Consider the following 16,708-nt stretch of genomic DNA (forward strand, 5'->3'; position numbering starts at 1 on the left):
CGGCCACCCTACCGTGGTCGACCTGGAGGGAACGTTGCAGCTCAGGGGGCGTTTCCCAGATTTCTCGTCTAAGAGGAAACCCGGACAACGTTGACCCGGCTGTTGTGCCGGTGATGTGATGCAGTCACTGCACGAACAAACCTTCTTCCGCAATAGCCAGAAAGGTTCGTGATCGTTTGTGAAGAAGCGAAACATCTTCCGCTTGATCATCACCGTTTTCGCTGCTCTCGCTATGAGTTACGCGGTGACAAATACCGCTTCGGCGGCTGGCGGAGGCTCCGTCAACTGGAAGAATAAGGTCACGGGGAAATGTCTCGGCTGGGATTCTGACCATTGGGCACGGATAGTCGAGTGCCCGGACAGCAACAGCGGCTCCCCCTACTTGTGGAGCGATCGTCAGCTCAACAATGACGACAATCGTTGGCACGAACAGGCCATGATAAACGGTACCTGGTGCCTCGACAGTAACTACAGAGGCAGCGCGTACATCAGCGAGTGCGGGCGCGATAATCCATATCAGGAATGGTCTGAGGAAAAAACATCACGCGGCTGGGTCTTGAAGAACCTCAAGACCGGAAGATGCCTCGAAGCCAACGTGACCGGGCAAGTGAAGACACAGCCGTGCGAGACGTATAACGCCTGGCAGAATTGGGGCTGATTCAGACCCTTCACGACGCGAAGCAAGGAATGGGCCGGTTCGTAAGGCGGGCCCCTCGGCAATTGCTCGACTACCTACCTTGAAGGAGGCCTGATCACTTATGGGGAAGTTGAATTTCCTCCGCCTAATTATTGTGGCTATAGCTGTTACGGCTATGGGTTCCACCACTGCCACCCAGGCATCCGCGTCAGCGAACGCAACTTACGGGGCGGTGAATTGGCAGAATGTAGTAGACGGCAGATGTCTTACAGGGAGCCCAAATAGCTACGCGCGCCTAGAGGGGTGTCCGGAGTATAAGCGCTGGGAAGACTGGCCTTATGGGGATCAGGTTGCCTACCTGGAGCGGTTGCGGAGTAATCGTGATCAATGTCTCGATAGTAACGCCAGAGGGTCTGTCTACGTCGGCCCTTGTGCGGACTGGTACAACCCCAATCAGGGCTGGTATGAAGAACACTTCGACGGCAGCGCATATTGGAGACTTAGGAACAAAGCTACCAACAGGTGCCTCTCGATTAATGCGGGACGCCCTGTGACGGCTCCGTGTGATAGGACTGACGTGTACCAGTACTGGAAGTGATCACCTTCCAGGAACAATGAAAGGCCCTGCCCATCCAAAAGGACGGGCAGGGCTTTTTCTTCGTTTCCTGTTCTTACAGCAGGGCGAGGATGGGGTTTTCCGATGGGCCGGGCGCAGGCTTCGCCGGCCGGGCTGGGGCAGGGTTCTTCGCGGGCGCTGTGACGGGTCGGGGGCGGGTCGGCAGCGTAGCCTTCAGGGGCTCGGCCGCCGGTGACGCAACCGGCTCTAGGGCGGACACCGGCTCGGGCTCGCCGTCGGGTTCCGATTCCGGCTGAGGTGTGAGCTCCGGTGCCTGGTGCGCGGTGTCTTCGGCGAGGGAGAAGATCACTGCAGGGCGCCCTCCGGTGCCCTTCTTGGAGTTGACCACGATGCCGGGGAGTGCCTTGACCTCTGCCGCGGTTGCTCCGACGAACGGGAGTACCTGGGTAGACGTTGCTCTGCCGCCGTGCATCTCGATGCGGGCCCGGACCTTTTCCATGAGGCTGCGCGGCTGCCGCTCCGCCTTGGGAGCGTCGTCTTCCCCGATGATGGTCTGTACCGAGTCCATCGCGTAGCGGACGAGTGCCGCGGCGGCTTCAAGGTCGTCTACGGTGATCTGTGTCCGCAGGTCGAACAGGGCGTACAGGGCCGCGATACGGCGTACCTGTTCGTTGCAGCGGGCGGCAAAGGCCTTGAGCTGCTGGGACTCGCGGGCTTTGGTCAGCAGATCGCGCCGAATAACGTCGGCGGTGGCGTACGCGTCCTCTGCCAGGGTGACGAGCTTGGCTCGCTGGCCGTGGCGGATCGCGCGGGCCAGGGCCTCGCCCGCTTCGGGGATGAGGTGTGCGGGCATCTGCTCGCGTTCGCTGAGCCAGCGGACCTGTTCCACGGGAAGGATGATCAGGCGGTTGTACGAGCCGCCGTCACGGTCGGTCTTGCTCATGCAGGCGCGGAATTCCTCGGGCGTGATGTGCCCCATCAGCGCCACGCGGGGTTCATCGACCTCAACCGGTTCCTTGGCCCGGGACGTGGCGACGGTTTCCCCGTCCCACAGGTCACGGATGGTCTGGGAGAGGTTCGCCTGCAGGCGTGCGGCCCTCAGGACTCGCGCGTATTCGGTCTCGACCACGAGTGCGTGGCCGCCCCGGTTGGCTATGGCCTGGATGAGTCCGGCACCGCCGACCACGCCCTTGATGATGTGGCCGTCCATGAAGGTGCTGTTGGCGTCCTTGGCCACCGTGGCAGCAATGCCCCAGGTCTGCCCCTTGCCCTCACCCGTGCCGCCGCACAGAAGGACGTGAAGCATCAGGGCCATACTGCCGGATCCCCGCTGCACGCGGGTGTCGGGCAGCATCGCGGAGAGGACGCACAGCAGGCTGCCGAGCAGGCCGATCGGGGACCACTCGATGTGCGGGGCGATGTTGGCGACGGCTGCCCGGAGACGGCCGGTGCACATCGCACGGAAGTCAGGAGCAATCACGGTTCAAAATCCCTTTCTCACACGTAGGGTTGGCGGCCGGTACGGGCGCGCTTGCGACGCGCCCGTCCCACACCGTCAGGCCGCTCGCGCGTGCTGCTCCGGCTCGTTCTCGTGGGCGCGTTCGTACGCGACTTTGATCCGGTCGGAGAGACGACCCCGGGCCGTGACCTTGTACCCCTGGGCCTTCGCCCAGGCCCTCATGGCCTGGTTGCGCTCCCGGTCGGTCATCCCCACAGGTCCGGCCTTCACCGGCGCGGGCAGCGGGTCACCCCCCTCGAACCGTCCGGCGCGCACGGCGTCACGGAACCGCCCCGGGGCGCTGACGTCCATACAGGGAATACCCCGCTCACGGGCGTCCTGAAGTTTCTTCGTGGCGTTCTCACCGCGTTCCCCGACGATCAGGAGAACGGTCGACTCGTCAGCCCGTCCAACCACCTCGTAACCGGCGTTGCGGAGGGTCTGGCGGGCGTCCTCCCAGGAGTAGCCGGGCACTTCCCCGCAGAGCATCACCGACGGCTGCACGGCCGTGCGCTCGTTCCCGGTGTCCTCGTCGGCCACCTGGTCGTCGTGCCCCTGGTCCCGGTTGGTGTCGGCGGGCACGGAACCCTCCAACCCCTCGCCGGCTGCGGCATCGACCGGGATTTCTCCGGTGTCGGCGTCGGCCCTGGGCTCGCCGAGTGCCTCGACGAAGAACCCTGCGAACTTCTCGGCGTGCTCGTCGCACAGGTCCCAGGAGCGGCCCGCAAGGGTGAGCTTCTCCGTGGCCTCGATCTCCGAGCCGTCCCGCGCTATGTGCGCGTCACACAGGATCTTCTCCACGGGGACAAGCACGGTCTTGAGCACGGGGTCACTCCACTGGGGATCGTTCGGGTTCGGGATGGGGTCCTGCGTGACCCAGACATCGGCGGCCTGCTGGGCCATCCGCTCCAGCAATCGGGTAGCGGGGTCCGGACTCTCGTCCGTGTCGGCGGGCGCGGAAACCTGGGAGGCTTGGCCGGCTGCCGTCTCGGCCGTGGTCTCTGCCGTGTCGGCCTTGGGGCTGCCGTCCGGGTTTCGTCCGTGGGAAACCCACCACGCTTCGCGGGTCCTGCGTTCGGTCTCTCCTCCTGGCAGGATCGGCAGTACCGCGACACCCTTACCGTGAGCGCGGGCCCGGTATGCCTTCTCCACCTTGGCCATGCCTTCTTCTTCGCTCAGCAGTCCCGCGGGCCAGGCACGGGACATTGACAAGGCCTCGCGCCCATCCTGCGTCGCCTGAACCGGCCCGGCCTTGGGCCGGGTGAGGAATCCGGCTCCGGCCAGCAGCCGCACGCGTTCGGCGCTGACCTTGCGGCCCGTACCGTCCTTGCCCCGCCGGTACGAGCCGCCGTCAACGGCGTGGAGTTCACCAGCTGCCGCCCACTCGACGACATCGGCCAAAGCGGGCCACCACCGCAGCTTGGGGAGCAGGTCTTTCGCCTTGTACTCCAGCAGGTACCGCGCGGTTCGTTCCTCGTCCGTCTCCTCCGGCCCCTCCTCATCGCACCGGGGCAGGTGGCTGCAAGGCTCCCCGCCCTCCCCGCAGCCCGGAGCGGGATTGTCCGCACCGACGACGTCGGCAGAAGCCGTGACCGAGGCTTCTGCGGTGTCGGCGGGGGCCCGTACTGCCTCGTCGGGGGGGATGGGTTCCCCGGCCAGGGCGGCCCGCATCTGCTCGGCGCTCATGCGCCCGGACACGTCGCCGTACGGGGCCTTCGAGGTCCAGTTGGCTACCCGGGTACCGGCCGCCGACCCCTTGGACACCACCTTTTCACCGTCGACCGCCCCGGCGGTTCCGCCGTCGGTGCTGTTGAAGCTGTGCGGCACGCTCAGCGACTTGGAGTTGACGCGCAACACCTCGTACCAGGTCCCGCGGTATCGGACGAAGTCGCCCTTCTGAAAGTCGGCCCTGCCCCACACCTTGTACCCGTCGGCCTCCGCTTGCGCGATGATCTGCCGCCAGTGGGCCAACTCCTCGTCGAGCTCCGCGATCAGTCGGTCAAGTTCGACGCCGCGCTCCTCATTGGGCGCCTTCCACCACGGATTACGGGGGTCGCCGTCCCTCTGCCGGAGGCAGCCGCGCCGTTCCGCCTCCAGCTTGTCAATCCGGCGCAGCGTCCGTCCCGGATCGTTACGGTGCTGCTCGTAGCTCTCCGCCGCTCGGGCCCGGTCCGCCCAGTAACCGGCGCGGCGGTTCTCTTCGACGCTCGTCCGCATGGCATTGTGCATGCGCTCCTGATCGCGGCGGGCCCGCCGCTCGGAGTGGTGCCCGACCAAGATCGGCTGCCCCATGTGGAAGCGCTCGCTGATCTGGTTCGACCGCCCGTAGGCCGCATCCGACGACGCGGCGGCACGGCTGGCCCGCCCCGCGAACCTCTCGGCCCGGCCTTGCGCACGCTCGATCCGCTCGGCCTCGGCCTCGGCGAAGCTGCGGCGGGTGTCCTCGTCAATGACTACCTTGACGGTCTTCCCCAGCTTGCGTATCGCTTCCGCCGCGGCGTCGATCTTCCACCGCTGAGCGGCCTTGTCACGGCTGCCACAGATGTAAATGCCAACGCTGCGGGAGTAGCGGAACCAGGGCTTTACGGCCTCCCACACCCCATCGCCCTTGGCCGATCCCTCGACGAAGGTTCCGTCTGCGCGGGTGTGCGTGATGGTGATGTCCGGGTCCGGCTGCCCGTGGTCCTGGTCCGTGTCGGCGAGCGAAGAATCCTCCACCTCGTCGCCGGCCGGAGCCTCGGCCGGGATTTCTGCCGTGTCGGCAGCGCTCTCCCGGGGTGTCGCCTCCCAGGTTCGAGCGGCCGTGATCCCGAGCTCCGCGAGCAGGGCGTCATACGAGCCGGTGTCCTTGACGAACTCCCAGTCCTTCCCTTCCTGCCCAGGGTCGGCCGTCCAGCACAGCATATGTTTCCGGCCCGACGAGCGGTCGTCCGAGCAAAGCCGCTGTGCTTCCGCCCGGGTCATGCGCCACAGGACACGCGTCTGCGTGGGCGCGGTGTTCTGACTCGCGATGAACACGACCACCGGCGACGTGTCCGCGTCGGCCACCGGCTCGCCCTGGGCGGTGCTCGGCTGGTCTCGGACGTCGTCCGGGGCTGGGTCGGCGTGCTGGGCCGTGTGGTCCAGTGCTGCGGCTATCGCCTGATCACGCACCTCCGCACGGCGTTTGGCGGCGCTGGCGCCACGCCCCAGCGGGCCCGTGATCGCTTCGACATGCGCGCACTGCCCACAGGTAACGCGGTATTCGTGCTCGTTGAAGTCAGCCACCCATTCCACGGCGACAGTCGGCGGCAGCGCCGCGAACGGCCCGTGCCGGTCCGTGGGGTAGGCGCCGACACGCCCGGCTAGGTGCCACGCTGCTAGCGCTTCGGCATCTTCGCGGGTTTCACAGCAGGAGCCGGTGTCCCTCCCGGGGCCGCTGTCGCGACGGTTGATGATGCCGCGGTCGCCTGTCGCCCACCACATCCCCGCGATGGCACGGACACCAGCTCCGTGAACCTGCTGGATCAGGGAGCCGTCCTCGGAGGCTCCCCGCATGTCCACGACCATGGGCTTAGACCGCTGCGGGCTTACGGGCTGGTCTTTGGCCTCCTCCTGACCCTCGTTCACGATTTCCGCGTCCACCACGTCCGCCGCTCCCGACACGGAGGCGGGCGGAAGGGCCTTCGGCGCCTCGGCCCGTTCCACCACGGTCACGGGCACGGGCACCAGCGTTCCCGACCACTGCTCGTAGGCGACCGGCTTCCCGTCCCAGCGGACGCCCGCCATCTGCTCGCCATCGCCCCGATCCCGCACGGACACCACCACGCCCGTGGACCCGTCCGCGCGCGGGTGCCCCGAGCGCACCACGTCACCAACGGCGAACCGCTGGCCGTACCGCTCCCACCCGTACTCGGACACCGGCTGCTCCGGCGCCGCCTCCACCTCCGCGGGCGTGGCCGCGGCGTTGACGACCACGCCGCCCGGCTGCTGACCACGGGCCACGGCATCGTTGAGGATCGCCCGCTTCATGGCCGGACGGGACCGCTCGTACTCACACACCCGCCCGCCCGACGCGACGTGCACGACGTCGTACGTGCCCGCCAGCATGCCTATTCGGTAGCTGTGGCCCAGGATTTCCGCCCTTTCACGGCCCCTGTCACCGCTGAACACGATGTCCTTGACCTTCGGTGCCTTCACCGTCGTCTTCTCCGCACGCGTCGTCCGTGTCTCCGCCTGACGGGCGGGCTGCTGCTGTTTGGCGGCACGCGCGGCCTTCTTCGATTCCCGTGCCCGCTGCTTCTCCGCGACGGCTTCGGCCTCCGCCAGCAACGCAGCTCGAACGTCCGGAATGGGCTCACCCCGGTCGACGGCGGGCGCCACCAGGTCCCACGTCAGCTCATCGAGCCGGTCAGCCCAGTCCACCCACGTCCCACGCTGCGCGATGGCGTCCGCCTGGTGAGCGGTCTCGCGGCCGTAGGGGTCGTCCCCGGTAAGCCGGTACGACAGGTGCCGGGCGCAGAGCACCACGCGCCCCAGCTCCTTGCCGTCCTCGCCCAGAACCGCCACCAGGAAGCGCGGGTGGGTGCGCTTGCACGAGCTGAGATTGTTCGGGCCACCCGGGGCGCAGTCCTCCGTGGTCCCCCAGTGGGAACGGATGATCCGCAGCCGATCTGTGGGGATGGAATCGAACCCCTCGTGAGTGATGTAGTGCGCGGCCAGCTCCAGCCGCACGCCACCCGAGTACCGGCGAACGGGCGCTTCCGGAAGCTTGCCGTGTTCGCGCATCTCCCAGCCCCATGGGTAGTCCACCGCGATTCCCTGCCGCCCAAACCGGGCAAGGCGCATGACGCCCGGCTCAAGCTCTTCCTTGTCCAGCTCAAGCGAGAACGGCACATCGTCACGGACCAGGTGCCCCCAACGCGCCCATCGCGATCGGGTCAGCACGCGGGAATCACTGTCTCGCCGCACCCACGCGAGTGCCGCCGCAAGCGTCCGGTCCTCGTCCAGCTCGGCCCACCAGAAGTAGCTTCCGTTTGCGGAGGAGAAGTGGAATGGTGTGCGAGCAATCGACCACACCCCGGGCTGGTAGCTCTTCTCCGTCAGCCGGTAGCCGTGACCGTCGACACTGGTGAACTGCCAGTCCGCTTGCTCCCGGGCACCCTCGCCGGGGTACGGCCGAACGGCCTCACCGCCCAGGAGTACCCCGGGGAACGAGCTCGCCCCCGGCCCCGGCTCGACGGGCACCGCGTCACGTCCGGGGAGGGTCGGGGCCGGGGCAGACTCCTCCAGCGTCTGATCCGGGCACTCCTCGATCACTTCGTACGTCACCGCGTCGCCCCACACCTCAGCGACCTTTTCCGGCTTCATGCTGCGCGGAGCCCTCAACGGCCCCTTGTCCAGAGTCGACTCCCACACGGGCGGGTTCGTCGTCTGGGCCGCCTCGATCTGCCGCAACGCCTCGACCTCGACGGCTTGACGCTCGCGAATGTGCGCGGCCATGACCGCTTCCACCTCGCCGCGGAAGCGAATCGGCCTCCGGTCCGCGGCCCGCACCTGCTCACGCTTCGGCCACTTCCGCGGCTCCCGGTAGTCCGCCGGGCGCATGTCCTCGGAGTGACGGAGGATGAACCACTCGGCCTTGTCCTGCGCGACCCAGAAAGACATGCCACGCCATGACGCCCTGACAGACCATCGGTCAAGGATCTGCGACCACTTGAACGTGATCGGGTCGGTGTGGTCATCCGTGGGGGGCATCGTCACCGTTACCCGCCCCGGCTTAGCCACCGGTGCCACCGGCTCCGGCTCCGGCTCCGGCTCCGGCTCCGGCTCCGGCTCCGGCTCCGGCTCCGGCTCCGGCTCCGGGGCAAACTCCGGCTCTCCCTGGTTCGCTTCGGGCTCCGGCACAACCATGGACGCACCAGCCATCACCACGTTCGCAGTCTCCGGAACCTCCATCGGAACCGTGCCGAACTCCCGCCCGTGCGAGCGGTCCAGGGCGTAGCTGACAGTGTGCGAACCGCGGCCATCCCCGACGATCACCCACCCGAAACGCCACACCTTCTCCGGCTGCACCGTCGCACCACACGAGCACTTGTAGCCGTACAGGCCACTCATGCTGAGCGCCCTACGGCACGTGCCCTCCCGGCGCCCGTACTCGGTGCCGTGGGAGTCCCCGTTGTGCCGGACCGGCTCCAAGATCACCAGACCCTCAGGCCGCAGCACTGCCACGTTCTTCCGCACGTACGTGGTGACCGCGCCGCGCGACTTGTAGCCCTCCGCGCCCGGGATCACCCAACGCCCATCCAGCGTGACCACGCTGTACCGCTCCGTCGCAGGGCAGTACACCGAGTACGCAACCGCGCGGAGCGCAACGCTTCGCCCCTGCAGGTGCGGGTACAGTTCCGCATCCGATCCGGTGATCAGTGCCGCATGAGTAAGGCCGTGCCCCTCCATCGCGGCTAGCGCCGGAGTGGTGACCAACGCCCCTGCCTGCAGTACCTCCATGCCTCTCCCTCTCGACTCGCAGCACCCGTCACTCACGCACGCGCCCTGCAGTCACCTGTGCGCGTCGTCCATGCACTCGGTGCCCACCCCGTCCACCACGCGGCGCCCGTCCCGCGACAGGGCGCACAGCCCCTCGTCGAAGCCCTCGTTGAACGCATCCACGGACATCCGCTCGACCGCGCTCCGCTTACCGGACTCGCCCGCCTTGAAGCCCGTCACGCCACCACCCACGGCCAGGAGCACAGCGGCCACCACACCGGCCAAGAAACGCTTCAACACACCCACCCCACAGATCTCCGGGAGCGGCCACCAGGCCGCACCACACGCGTCTTCTGGAGGCGCTGCAACCCACCACCGCAGGGAGCGCCAACAAGCCTTAGTTCGTTAGCGGCCCATTCCTCCAGGACCGCCCGATCCGGCCCCGCCTCACTGAGTGATCGGCGCCGCAATTCATTTCTACCTCAGCGGCAATTCCAGGCAATCCAACTAGAGCGTGATCCGCATCACATTCCATGAATACGGGCGCGTCCGCCCACCCATTCAAAAGCCTCTGAAAACCTGCGTTTCCGCAGGTCAAAGCATGTGCAGGCATCCGGGGGTAATACCTAGATAGAAAAGAAAAGGACCCACCGGGGGTGCCTCTTTCCGGCCGTGTACGGGTATCAAACTTTCAGGAATTCGAGGCTGCTCTGGCCTGCCGTGAGGTCAAAAATGGTGTCCGCGGCATCAAAAATGCCCCGAGATTCCGGCCTCGGGGCCCTGGTGGGCCGATTTCAGGCTCTGTAAGACGTCTCGGGGCGTGCAAGCGAACTAACTGGGCAGGATTTTCGTGATCCGGGTTACATTTTTCGGATGCACCGTGATGGTCGGCTCGGATCACAGGTACATATTTATTGTCGGGGGTGGTATATACCCCCTCCCAGGGCCCCCTACAGGGTCCTGGTGATGGCCTTTCTCCTGTCTCCTCCTGTGGTCTCCAGCCAGGAGGGCCTGGTGCAGTTCGTAGCCGGCCGGGGCCTCGCTCCCGGCCGCTCGAAGTGTTCCTGGGTTCGTTCCGCCCCTCGTTTGGGGGAGGGGCGGCGTGTGTGGCAGGGCATCTGAATGGGGGGTGGGGCCGGCGGCTCGGGATGACGGGGTGACCTGACGCCGCAGGGGGTCGCGGGTACCGTTCAGGAACGGGTTGTGTTCCAGAACGGAGTTGCCGCGCATGCAGTGGAGCGACTACAGCAATGGCCAACGCATCAAGATCCTTCGAGGCCGGGACGTCACGCAATCTCAGCTGGCGGAGATGGCAGGGCTCTCCGTTGTGACCATTCAGAAGGCGGAGCAGGACAAGGCGCTCAGCCTGAACACGCTCCTGACCATCGCGGATTCGCTCGGGGTCGACACCTCCGTCATCCTCGGGCAGCAGGCCCCCAGGCGTGCCATGGCCCAGGCCGACCGGACCACGCTGCGTACCCTCTCTCAATCCGTACACGACACGGCCGCTGGGCTTCTCCCCACCGGTATCGAGGAGATCGGCGGGACCGACGACCTGCGGTCAGCCATCAGGGCATGTTGGGGGCGGTACTGGAAGGGCCTCTACGTCGAGGCGGGAGCCCTTGCGGCTCCGCTTCTCCAGCAGGCAGCGATGCACCTGCACGGACGCCCTGTCGACGAGCAGGACGAAGCCTGGGGCCTCCTCGCTGACGCCTACCGTATCGCCGCGTACGTTGCCAACTTGATGGGCGCGCGTGACCTGGCGTACGCGGCGATCGGTCACGCGCAGGCCGCGGCCGATCGCTCAGGAGACGAGCTACAGCCGGCTCTCGTGGCCTCCGGGCGCTCCTGGGTCTACTTGCGAGATGCGCGGCTTCAGGACGCACTGCGGCTGGCCGAGAAAGCCGCAGTGGACATTGAGCCCCGCTTCTCCACCGCGACTCCTGACCAGCTGACGGCCTACGGCAGCCACGTGAACTTCGCTGCGGTGGTCGCGTCACGGCTGAAGGACAAGGAGCGTGCCGCCGACTATCTGTCTCAGTCCCACGCTGCTGGTGCGCGCATGGGTGCGGAGCATCGCGCATACGGAACGCTCTTCGGCCCGCTGACAGCGACTACGCAAGCCGTGGGGATCAACGTGGCCCTCGGCCTGACAGGCAAGGCGCTAACGCTGATTGACGGCATCAAGGATGTCTCGGGGCTCACCGAGGCCGCTCAGCACCGCTATGCCATGGACAAGGCGATGGCCCTTGCGGACGCCGGCCTCTGGGATAGGTCGCTGGACACCTTGGAGGAAACGCTGGTCCAGGCGCCCGAGTGGGCTCGGCATCAAGCGCTGCCGACCGTCATCGTCGAGAAGGTGGGCCGGGCATCGACCGCGCGACTTCGGCGGGTCAGGGACCTCATCGGCGCCCAGACAAGCATCTCTCACGGATTCCCCCCGGCAACTGCCAAATCGGCTCTTTAGGGGCGCGCGCAGTGCCGGAGTGGTACGAGGCGGACGACTTTGCAACGGGCGCAGAGCATCGGTAGTGCGTAGAAGGCGAGTTGTCATGTGGCAGCTTTGCCGAGTCGTCCGCCTCGTTTCTGTCCACGCACTCTCAGTAGGGGCATGGTTACTCCCATGCGCCGTACGCAAAGCGATCGAATGCGCCGGGAGGGGCTGGCGGATGCCGCCAGCGGATGCCGGGAACGTGTTCGGGTCGCTCTCTATGCCTGCATCGATGATGGCCGCGAGCCCCTGGAGGTCATGGCGGCTCTGCGACGATGCGCCGAGGCGCGCGATTGGGTCGTCGCCCTGGCGGTATACGACGCGGGGTCGCCGGTCGTTGCCCGCTCCGACCGCAAGCTCTGGCCGGTGGTCGAGAGCATGCTGGCCGCCGGGACTGTGGGGGGTCTCCTGGTGCAGTTCGAGGATGAACTTGCCCTCAGCGCGGAGGGCAGCGGCGGGCTCCGCGAGTGGCTGAAGCAGCGCCACGTATTCCTGCTTTCGACCCAGGCAGAGGGCTGTGCCGCCCTCGGAGCTAGCGACGACGGGAGTCCGGAGGCGTTCCACGCGGCAGCGCCGGGGAGCGAGGAGGGATGACGTGACTCGTATCTGGCGATACGCGGACTGGACGACACTGCAGGACGCCACGGCAAGCCCCGAGTACGCGGCGCGATGTGTGACCGGGGATGACTCCGACTGCGGCGCAACCTCCGGTTGGTCCGACAGTCGCGGATCCGTCCAGACGTGGATGGAGATCCACGCCCAGCAGACGGGCCACCTGCGCTTCCAGCGCCTCTTCGCGGATTACGCCGTGGTGGGGCCGCCCCCCGGTAGCGTCGTCGCCGGCCACATCATGGGTCACGCGCACGCCGGAGGTCTGCCGGAGCACGTTCGCGCTTCGCTGGAACCTGCGCGCACGCATGTTCCCTAGCGCGCTGACGCCCGGCGCCCTAGACCGCCTGCCCCTCTGCCGGATGACCCATCACTCGCCAAGGGTCCCCTCCTCCCCGGCATAGGGGCAGGCTCCAGCCCCCGCCCGGTCGGTCTCATGGCCGTCGACGGCCGGTCGGGTACCACCATCCCTAGGCAGAAAGGAAGGAGTCCTCCGCGAACGGGAGGACGCGTAGAGACAGCACGAGGATCATCACCGAAACCACCGCACGGAGGTTGCAATATGACCACAGCACTCGTGCCCTTCGGGGCCCAGGCGCCAAGCCCGACGTACGTAGTGAAAATTGACCCCTCCACCTTCGAGTACGACCCTGTCCGTCAGGTGAACGTGTCGCGCGATGGCTCCTTGTGGGCAGAGACGCCGATGGCTGCGTCTTCCACTGCGACGAACAACGACACCTCGCCGGGCAACCCCCCGGACGAGGACGCCGACCCCTACGCCTTCCCGGAGATCTCTCCGGCGCAGGCGCCGCACGGCCATCTGTTGGTGAAGGCCGAGGCGTAGATCCCAGATGAAGCCGCGCGGGCACGTGCTGATCGTCGCCGAACAACTCGATCCAACAGCCGATCTCGTCGTGCAGGCCCTCAGCGAAGCCGCGGTTCCCGTACTGCGGTTCGACCTCGCAGAATTCCCCCAGTCGGTCTCCCTCGCCGTCCAGCACCAGGCTGACGCTCCTGGGTGGACAGGTGAGCTGGTAACCAACCGGCGCGCGGCACGTATACAGGAAGTCCGGGCCGTCTATTACAGACGGCCCGGACTTCCGGTCGTGTCGTCGGACGTCGCGGAGGCGTACAGGGATTGGGCGGTGTCCCAGGCTCTGGTCGGCATGGTCCAGGTTCTCTCTTCCCTTGCCGTGGTGTGGATGCACCATCCCGACGTCTACCGAGCCAGCGCCCACAAGCCCGGTCAGCTCGTCGCCGCGACCCGGGCCGGTCTTCGAGTGCCAAAGTCGTTTCTCGGAAACAGCCTGGGCCATGCCCGGCAGTGGGCCGAGAGGGCGGGCGGACCGCTGATCTGCAAGCCGGTTGCCGCGGCCACCCTGAACCTTCCGGATGCTCCGCCCATGATGCTGCCCACCCGCAAGCTTGAGGCCACTGACTTGGACGACTCGTTCGAGTTGACCGCCCACTACCTCCAGGAGTGGGTACCGAAGAGGCACGAGATCCGGCTCACCGTCGTTGGCCCACACATGTTCCCCGTCGCCATCCACGCGAGTAGCGCGAACGCAGAGGTGGACTGGCGCAGCGACTACGACGCACTTGAGTACGAACCGGTGGCCATTCCCGATGACGTGGCTGAGGGGGTTCGCCGCTTCATGGCGGCGTACCAGCTCAACTACGGTGCATTCGATTTCGCGGTGCGCCCTGACGGGCAGTGGGTTTTCTTCGAGTGCAACCCGGCCGGGCAATGGCAATTCATTGCCAGGGCCACCAATCTCCCCATCGCTGAGGCGCATGCCTCTCTACTGCAAGGAGCAGTGTCTTGAGCCACCCCGACACCGAAGCGACCCGCGCTCGCCGGGAAGCCCTCGTCCAGCAGCTCATCGAGAAGGGTGACCTGCGGTCTGCGGAGTGGCGCAGTGCGGTACTGGACACCCCCAGGCATGTCTTCGTCCCGATCTTCTACCGGCAGGTCAACGGGGCATGGCAGTCGGTGACGGCGGATGACGCCGAATACTTCGATCACGTCTACAGCGACACATCGCTCACCACGCAGGTGACCGGGAACTCGGCCACGTCATCGTCCAGCCAGCCCAGCCTCATGCTGCAAATGCTGGAGGCCCTGGACGTGCAGGGCGGTGAAAAGGTCGGGGAGGTGGCCACCGGCACCGGGTACAACGGCGCCCTGATGTGCCACCGCGTGGGAGAGGAAAACTTTTTCACGGTAGAGGTCGACAGAGATCTGGCTCGCCTCGCGAAGTCCCGGCTGCGCGAGGCGGGTTATGCGCCGACCGTCATGACGGGCGATGCCAGGGCAGGCTTCCCCGGCGACGTCGCCCTGGACCGGCTCATCGTCACGTGCGGGTTCAGCACCTTCCCGTACGAGCTGGCCCGCTCGGTCCGGCCCGGCGGCGTGATCGTCTCTCCGGTCGGATGGGGCAACGCATGTCTCACCGTGGGCAATGAGGGAGTCTTGGAGGGCAAGTTCCTGCCTGGCGGGTCGTTCTTCATGCCGGCCCGCGGTGAAGGCGAAACCGGGAATGTGCCGTACCCCGGGGAGCCGGAGCGCACTACGGAACGCACCACAGAAATGGATCTCGGCCTGCTGCTGGATGACGGACTGCGGTTCGTTTCGTCCCTGGTGATGCCGGACGTCGGAACGGCCACCGAGATGGACGGCGACGGGACAGTCACCGGCTACCGCCTGTGGAGCCAAGATGGCTCCTGGGCCCGAGTCCAAGGCGAGCACGCCCAGCAAGGAGGTCCCCAAAAGCTCTGGGACGCGGTCGAGCAGACCGCGGGATGGTTCGAGAAGCAAGGTAGCCCTGCGCGCGACCGGTTCGGCATGACGATCACGCCGAATGGTCAACACTTCTGGCTCGATGACCCGAAGCAGCGTGTTCTGCTGACGAGTTGATCTCGGCACCTCCGGACGCGCCAAGCCCCCCTGCCCGTACGCGTCACCCAGAAGCGTACGGGCGCCCCGCTTCTCGCCCCGCACCCCACTGGACGCCTCTACGGTGATCGCATGATCGGCCTGCGTTATGCCATTGAGACCCCTGGCGGGGCAGTGCTCGGCGAATGGCCCGCCGGCTCCAGCCAGCAAGCACTCCGCATCCTCGGGGACGCACTCAACGAGGCTGAAAAGCACGGCATGTGCGTGACTGGCCACCGAGAGTGCCTCGGGGAGGTAGACCCCTATGGTCTGCAGTCATTCCTGGCCGAGTACGGGGAGTGGCGCTACGAGATGCCCGGTGTGGTGATGCACCTCTGGGCGACCAGCAGCGACTGAGCGGGCCCCGGTCTTCCCACCTGCAAGTGCGTCTCGCCGGTGTCAGGCCGGGGCCCACTGAGATCATACGGCGCTGTCCGGAGGCCCATCGCCGAGTGAGGCCGGCGGCGGGAGCGGTAGCGAGGCCTCGCTGATCTCCGCGAGCGAATCGAGCACGGCCAGGAGGCGCACGAGCCGATCCGGGGCAACCGCCTCCCAGTCGTGCAGCACGGCGGACGCAGCCTGCACCACCTCGGGATGCCGGCCCGCGAGGATGACCGCGGTCTCGACAAACGTCTCGCGGGCGTAGTCGAGATCACCCTGGAAGGGCGTGCCGTCGCTCAGGCGGTGTGTCTCAACCGGGCTCATGATCACCGAGCACGCCAGATGATGGAGGGAGGTGTAGAGGGCCCAGGCCGCTTGACGCTCGGCCTCAGAGGTCATGGCCCTACTCCTCTTCAGCGCCCTGGTCGGCGCTGCGGTCTCGGACGTACGTGCCGCGCTTGTCCACCGTGTACACCAATCCTTGATCACGTAGACGCTGGATAGCTTTCCTGACCGTCTCGCGGGCGACGCCGAAACGCCCGACCAGGTCCCACTCAGAGGGGATCCGCCGGTCCACGGCGAGGGCGCCCCGCTCGATATCTGCAGCGATCTGCTGTGCCACCTGTATGTAGACCGGGGTCGGGGACCCGTGATCGACCTCGCTACCCGTCATGCAGGCAAGCGTAGACAATCAGCCATGTCTGGCCTTGTCTAGCCATGCCTATGGACGGAGTAGGCAAGGGTAGACAAGATGGCTCTCGAAAAAGCCCTGCCAACCGTTGGCCCGGTCGACAGGGCACAGCCGAACAGCTTTCAAGGAGCTGAACGACCATGCGCGATGCTATCGCCCGTGCCCTGAAATGGGCGCTCCGCCTCTTAGTCCCCGCCGGCACCCGCTCACGGATCCGCCGCACCGTGACACCGCCCCCCGGACGTCACAGTGCGCGGTACCGCAAGCCTGATGCCCCCACCCCGGCGCCCGTCAGTCCGTGGTCACGCCCCTGGACGACGCCCACCCCAGACCACATCATCGAGCGCCACGCTCCGCTACGTGGCGAGGACGTGGCGATAGCCCGCCCGTACGTCCTCGCGGAAGAAACGCTGGAACTGCGAAC

The 16,708-nt window shown here is 66.7% G+C and carries 13 protein-coding genes; 8 read left to right on the top strand and 5 right to left on the bottom strand.

Translation table 11 applies throughout. The features are described from left to right. The first annotated feature begins 178 nt into the window (after positions 1-178). Entirely contained in the window at positions 179-658 is a 480-nt protein-coding gene (locus PS271_RS25000; RefSeq protein WP_398384801.1) for an RICIN domain-containing protein, read from the top strand. Positions 659-1,308: 650 nt separating this feature from the next. On the opposite strand, the gene PS271_RS25005 is transcribed toward PS271_RS25000, so the two are convergent. From PS271_RS25005 to PS271_RS25015, 3 genes are all read right to left on the bottom strand, one after another. Beyond that, positions 1,309-2,694 (bottom strand): DUF3987 domain-containing protein, encoded by a 1,386-nt coding sequence (locus PS271_RS25005; RefSeq protein WP_398384803.1) that lies wholly within the window; start codon positions 2,692-2,694, stop codon positions 1,309-1,311. Between the two features lie 75 nt (positions 2,695-2,769). Beyond that, on the bottom strand, positions 2,770-9,198 hold the full coding sequence (locus PS271_RS25010) for a DUF3560 domain-containing protein (RefSeq protein WP_398384805.1): 6,429 nt from the start codon (positions 9,196-9,198) through the stop codon (positions 2,770-2,772). Between the two features lie 51 nt (positions 9,199-9,249). Next, positions 9,250-9,474, bottom strand: a complete 225-nt coding sequence (locus tag PS271_RS25015; protein WP_398384807.1) for a hypothetical protein — start codon at positions 9,472-9,474, stop codon at positions 9,250-9,252. A gap of 931 nt (positions 9,475-10,405) precedes the next feature. Here PS271_RS25015 and PS271_RS25020 point away from each other — a divergent pair. From PS271_RS25020 to PS271_RS25050, 7 genes are all read left to right on the top strand, one after another. Further along, entirely contained in the window at positions 10,406-11,644 is a 1,239-nt protein-coding gene (locus tag PS271_RS25020) for a helix-turn-helix domain-containing protein (protein ID WP_398384809.1), read from the top strand. Between the two features lie 156 nt (positions 11,645-11,800). Beyond that, positions 11,801-12,262: a hypothetical protein gene (locus PS271_RS25025; RefSeq protein ID WP_398384811.1), complete on the top strand. Its 462-nt coding sequence runs from the start codon at positions 11,801-11,803 to the stop codon at positions 12,260-12,262. A 1-nt stretch (position 12,263) separates the two neighbouring features. Further along, positions 12,264-12,596 carry a DUF7848 domain-containing protein gene (locus tag PS271_RS25030; protein WP_398384813.1) on the top strand — a complete coding sequence of 111 codons (333 nt, stop codon included), beginning with the start codon at positions 12,264-12,266 and terminating at the stop codon, positions 12,594-12,596. A 243-nt stretch (positions 12,597-12,839) separates the two neighbouring features. Then, positions 12,840-13,121: a putative ATP-grasp-modified RiPP gene (gene tgmA, locus PS271_RS25035; RefSeq protein ID WP_398384815.1), complete on the top strand. Its 282-nt coding sequence runs from the start codon at positions 12,840-12,842 to the stop codon at positions 13,119-13,121. 25 nt (positions 13,122-13,146) lie between these two features. Continuing rightward, on the top strand, positions 13,147-14,103 hold the full coding sequence (locus PS271_RS25040) for an MvdC/MvdD family ATP grasp protein (RefSeq protein WP_398384817.1): 957 nt from the start codon (positions 13,147-13,149) through the stop codon (positions 14,101-14,103). Continuing rightward, the gene (locus tag PS271_RS25045; RefSeq protein WP_398384818.1) at positions 14,100-15,194 is read left to right on the top strand and encodes a methyltransferase domain-containing protein; all 1,095 of its coding nucleotides are present in this window, start codon (positions 14,100-14,102) and stop codon (positions 15,192-15,194) included. Before PS271_RS25040 ends, PS271_RS25045 begins: the two co-directional genes overlap by 4 nt. 111 nt (positions 15,195-15,305) lie before the next feature. Then, positions 15,306-15,569 carry a hypothetical protein gene (locus PS271_RS25050; RefSeq protein ID WP_398384820.1) on the top strand — a complete coding sequence of 88 codons (264 nt, stop codon included), beginning with the start codon at positions 15,306-15,308 and terminating at the stop codon, positions 15,567-15,569. A 63-nt stretch (positions 15,570-15,632) separates the two neighbouring features. Here PS271_RS25050 and PS271_RS25055 read toward each other — a convergent pair whose 3' ends face one another. Then, complete coding sequence (locus PS271_RS25055) at positions 15,633-15,992, bottom strand: hypothetical protein (protein ID WP_398384821.1); 360 nt, start codon at positions 15,990-15,992, stop codon at positions 15,633-15,635. A gap of 4 nt (positions 15,993-15,996) precedes the next feature. Beyond that, a complete protein-coding gene (locus PS271_RS25060; protein WP_398384822.1) occupies positions 15,997-16,266 on the bottom strand; it encodes a GntR family transcriptional regulator in 270 nt (89 codons plus the stop codon). Between the last annotated feature and the right edge of the window lie 442 nt (positions 16,267-16,708).

The organism is Streptomyces sp. SCA2-17, from assembly GCF_044336695.1.

Bases quoted from the DNA above. Each gene is read 5' to 3' on its own strand.
- PS271_RS25055 (WP_398384821.1), bottom strand. From the start codon at position 15,992: ATGACCTCTGAGGCCGAGCGTCAAGCGGCCTGGGCCCTCTACACCTCC.
- tgmA (WP_398384815.1), top strand. From the start codon at position 12,840: ATGACCACAGCACTCGTGCCCTTCGGGGCCCAGGCGCCAAGCCCGACG.
- PS271_RS25060 (WP_398384822.1), bottom strand. From the start codon at position 16,266: ATGACGGGTAGCGAGGTCGATCACGGGTCCCCGACCCCGGTCTACATA.
- PS271_RS25010 (WP_398384805.1), bottom strand. From the start codon at position 9,198: ATGGAGGTACTGCAGGCAGGGGCGTTGGTCACCACTCCGGCGCTAGCC.
- PS271_RS25020 (WP_398384809.1), top strand. From the start codon at position 10,406: ATGCAGTGGAGCGACTACAGCAATGGCCAACGCATCAAGATCCTTCGA.
- PS271_RS25025 (WP_398384811.1), top strand. From the start codon at position 11,801: ATGCGCCGTACGCAAAGCGATCGAATGCGCCGGGAGGGGCTGGCGGAT.
- PS271_RS25050 (WP_398384820.1), top strand. From the start codon at position 15,306: ATGATCGGCCTGCGTTATGCCATTGAGACCCCTGGCGGGGCAGTGCTC.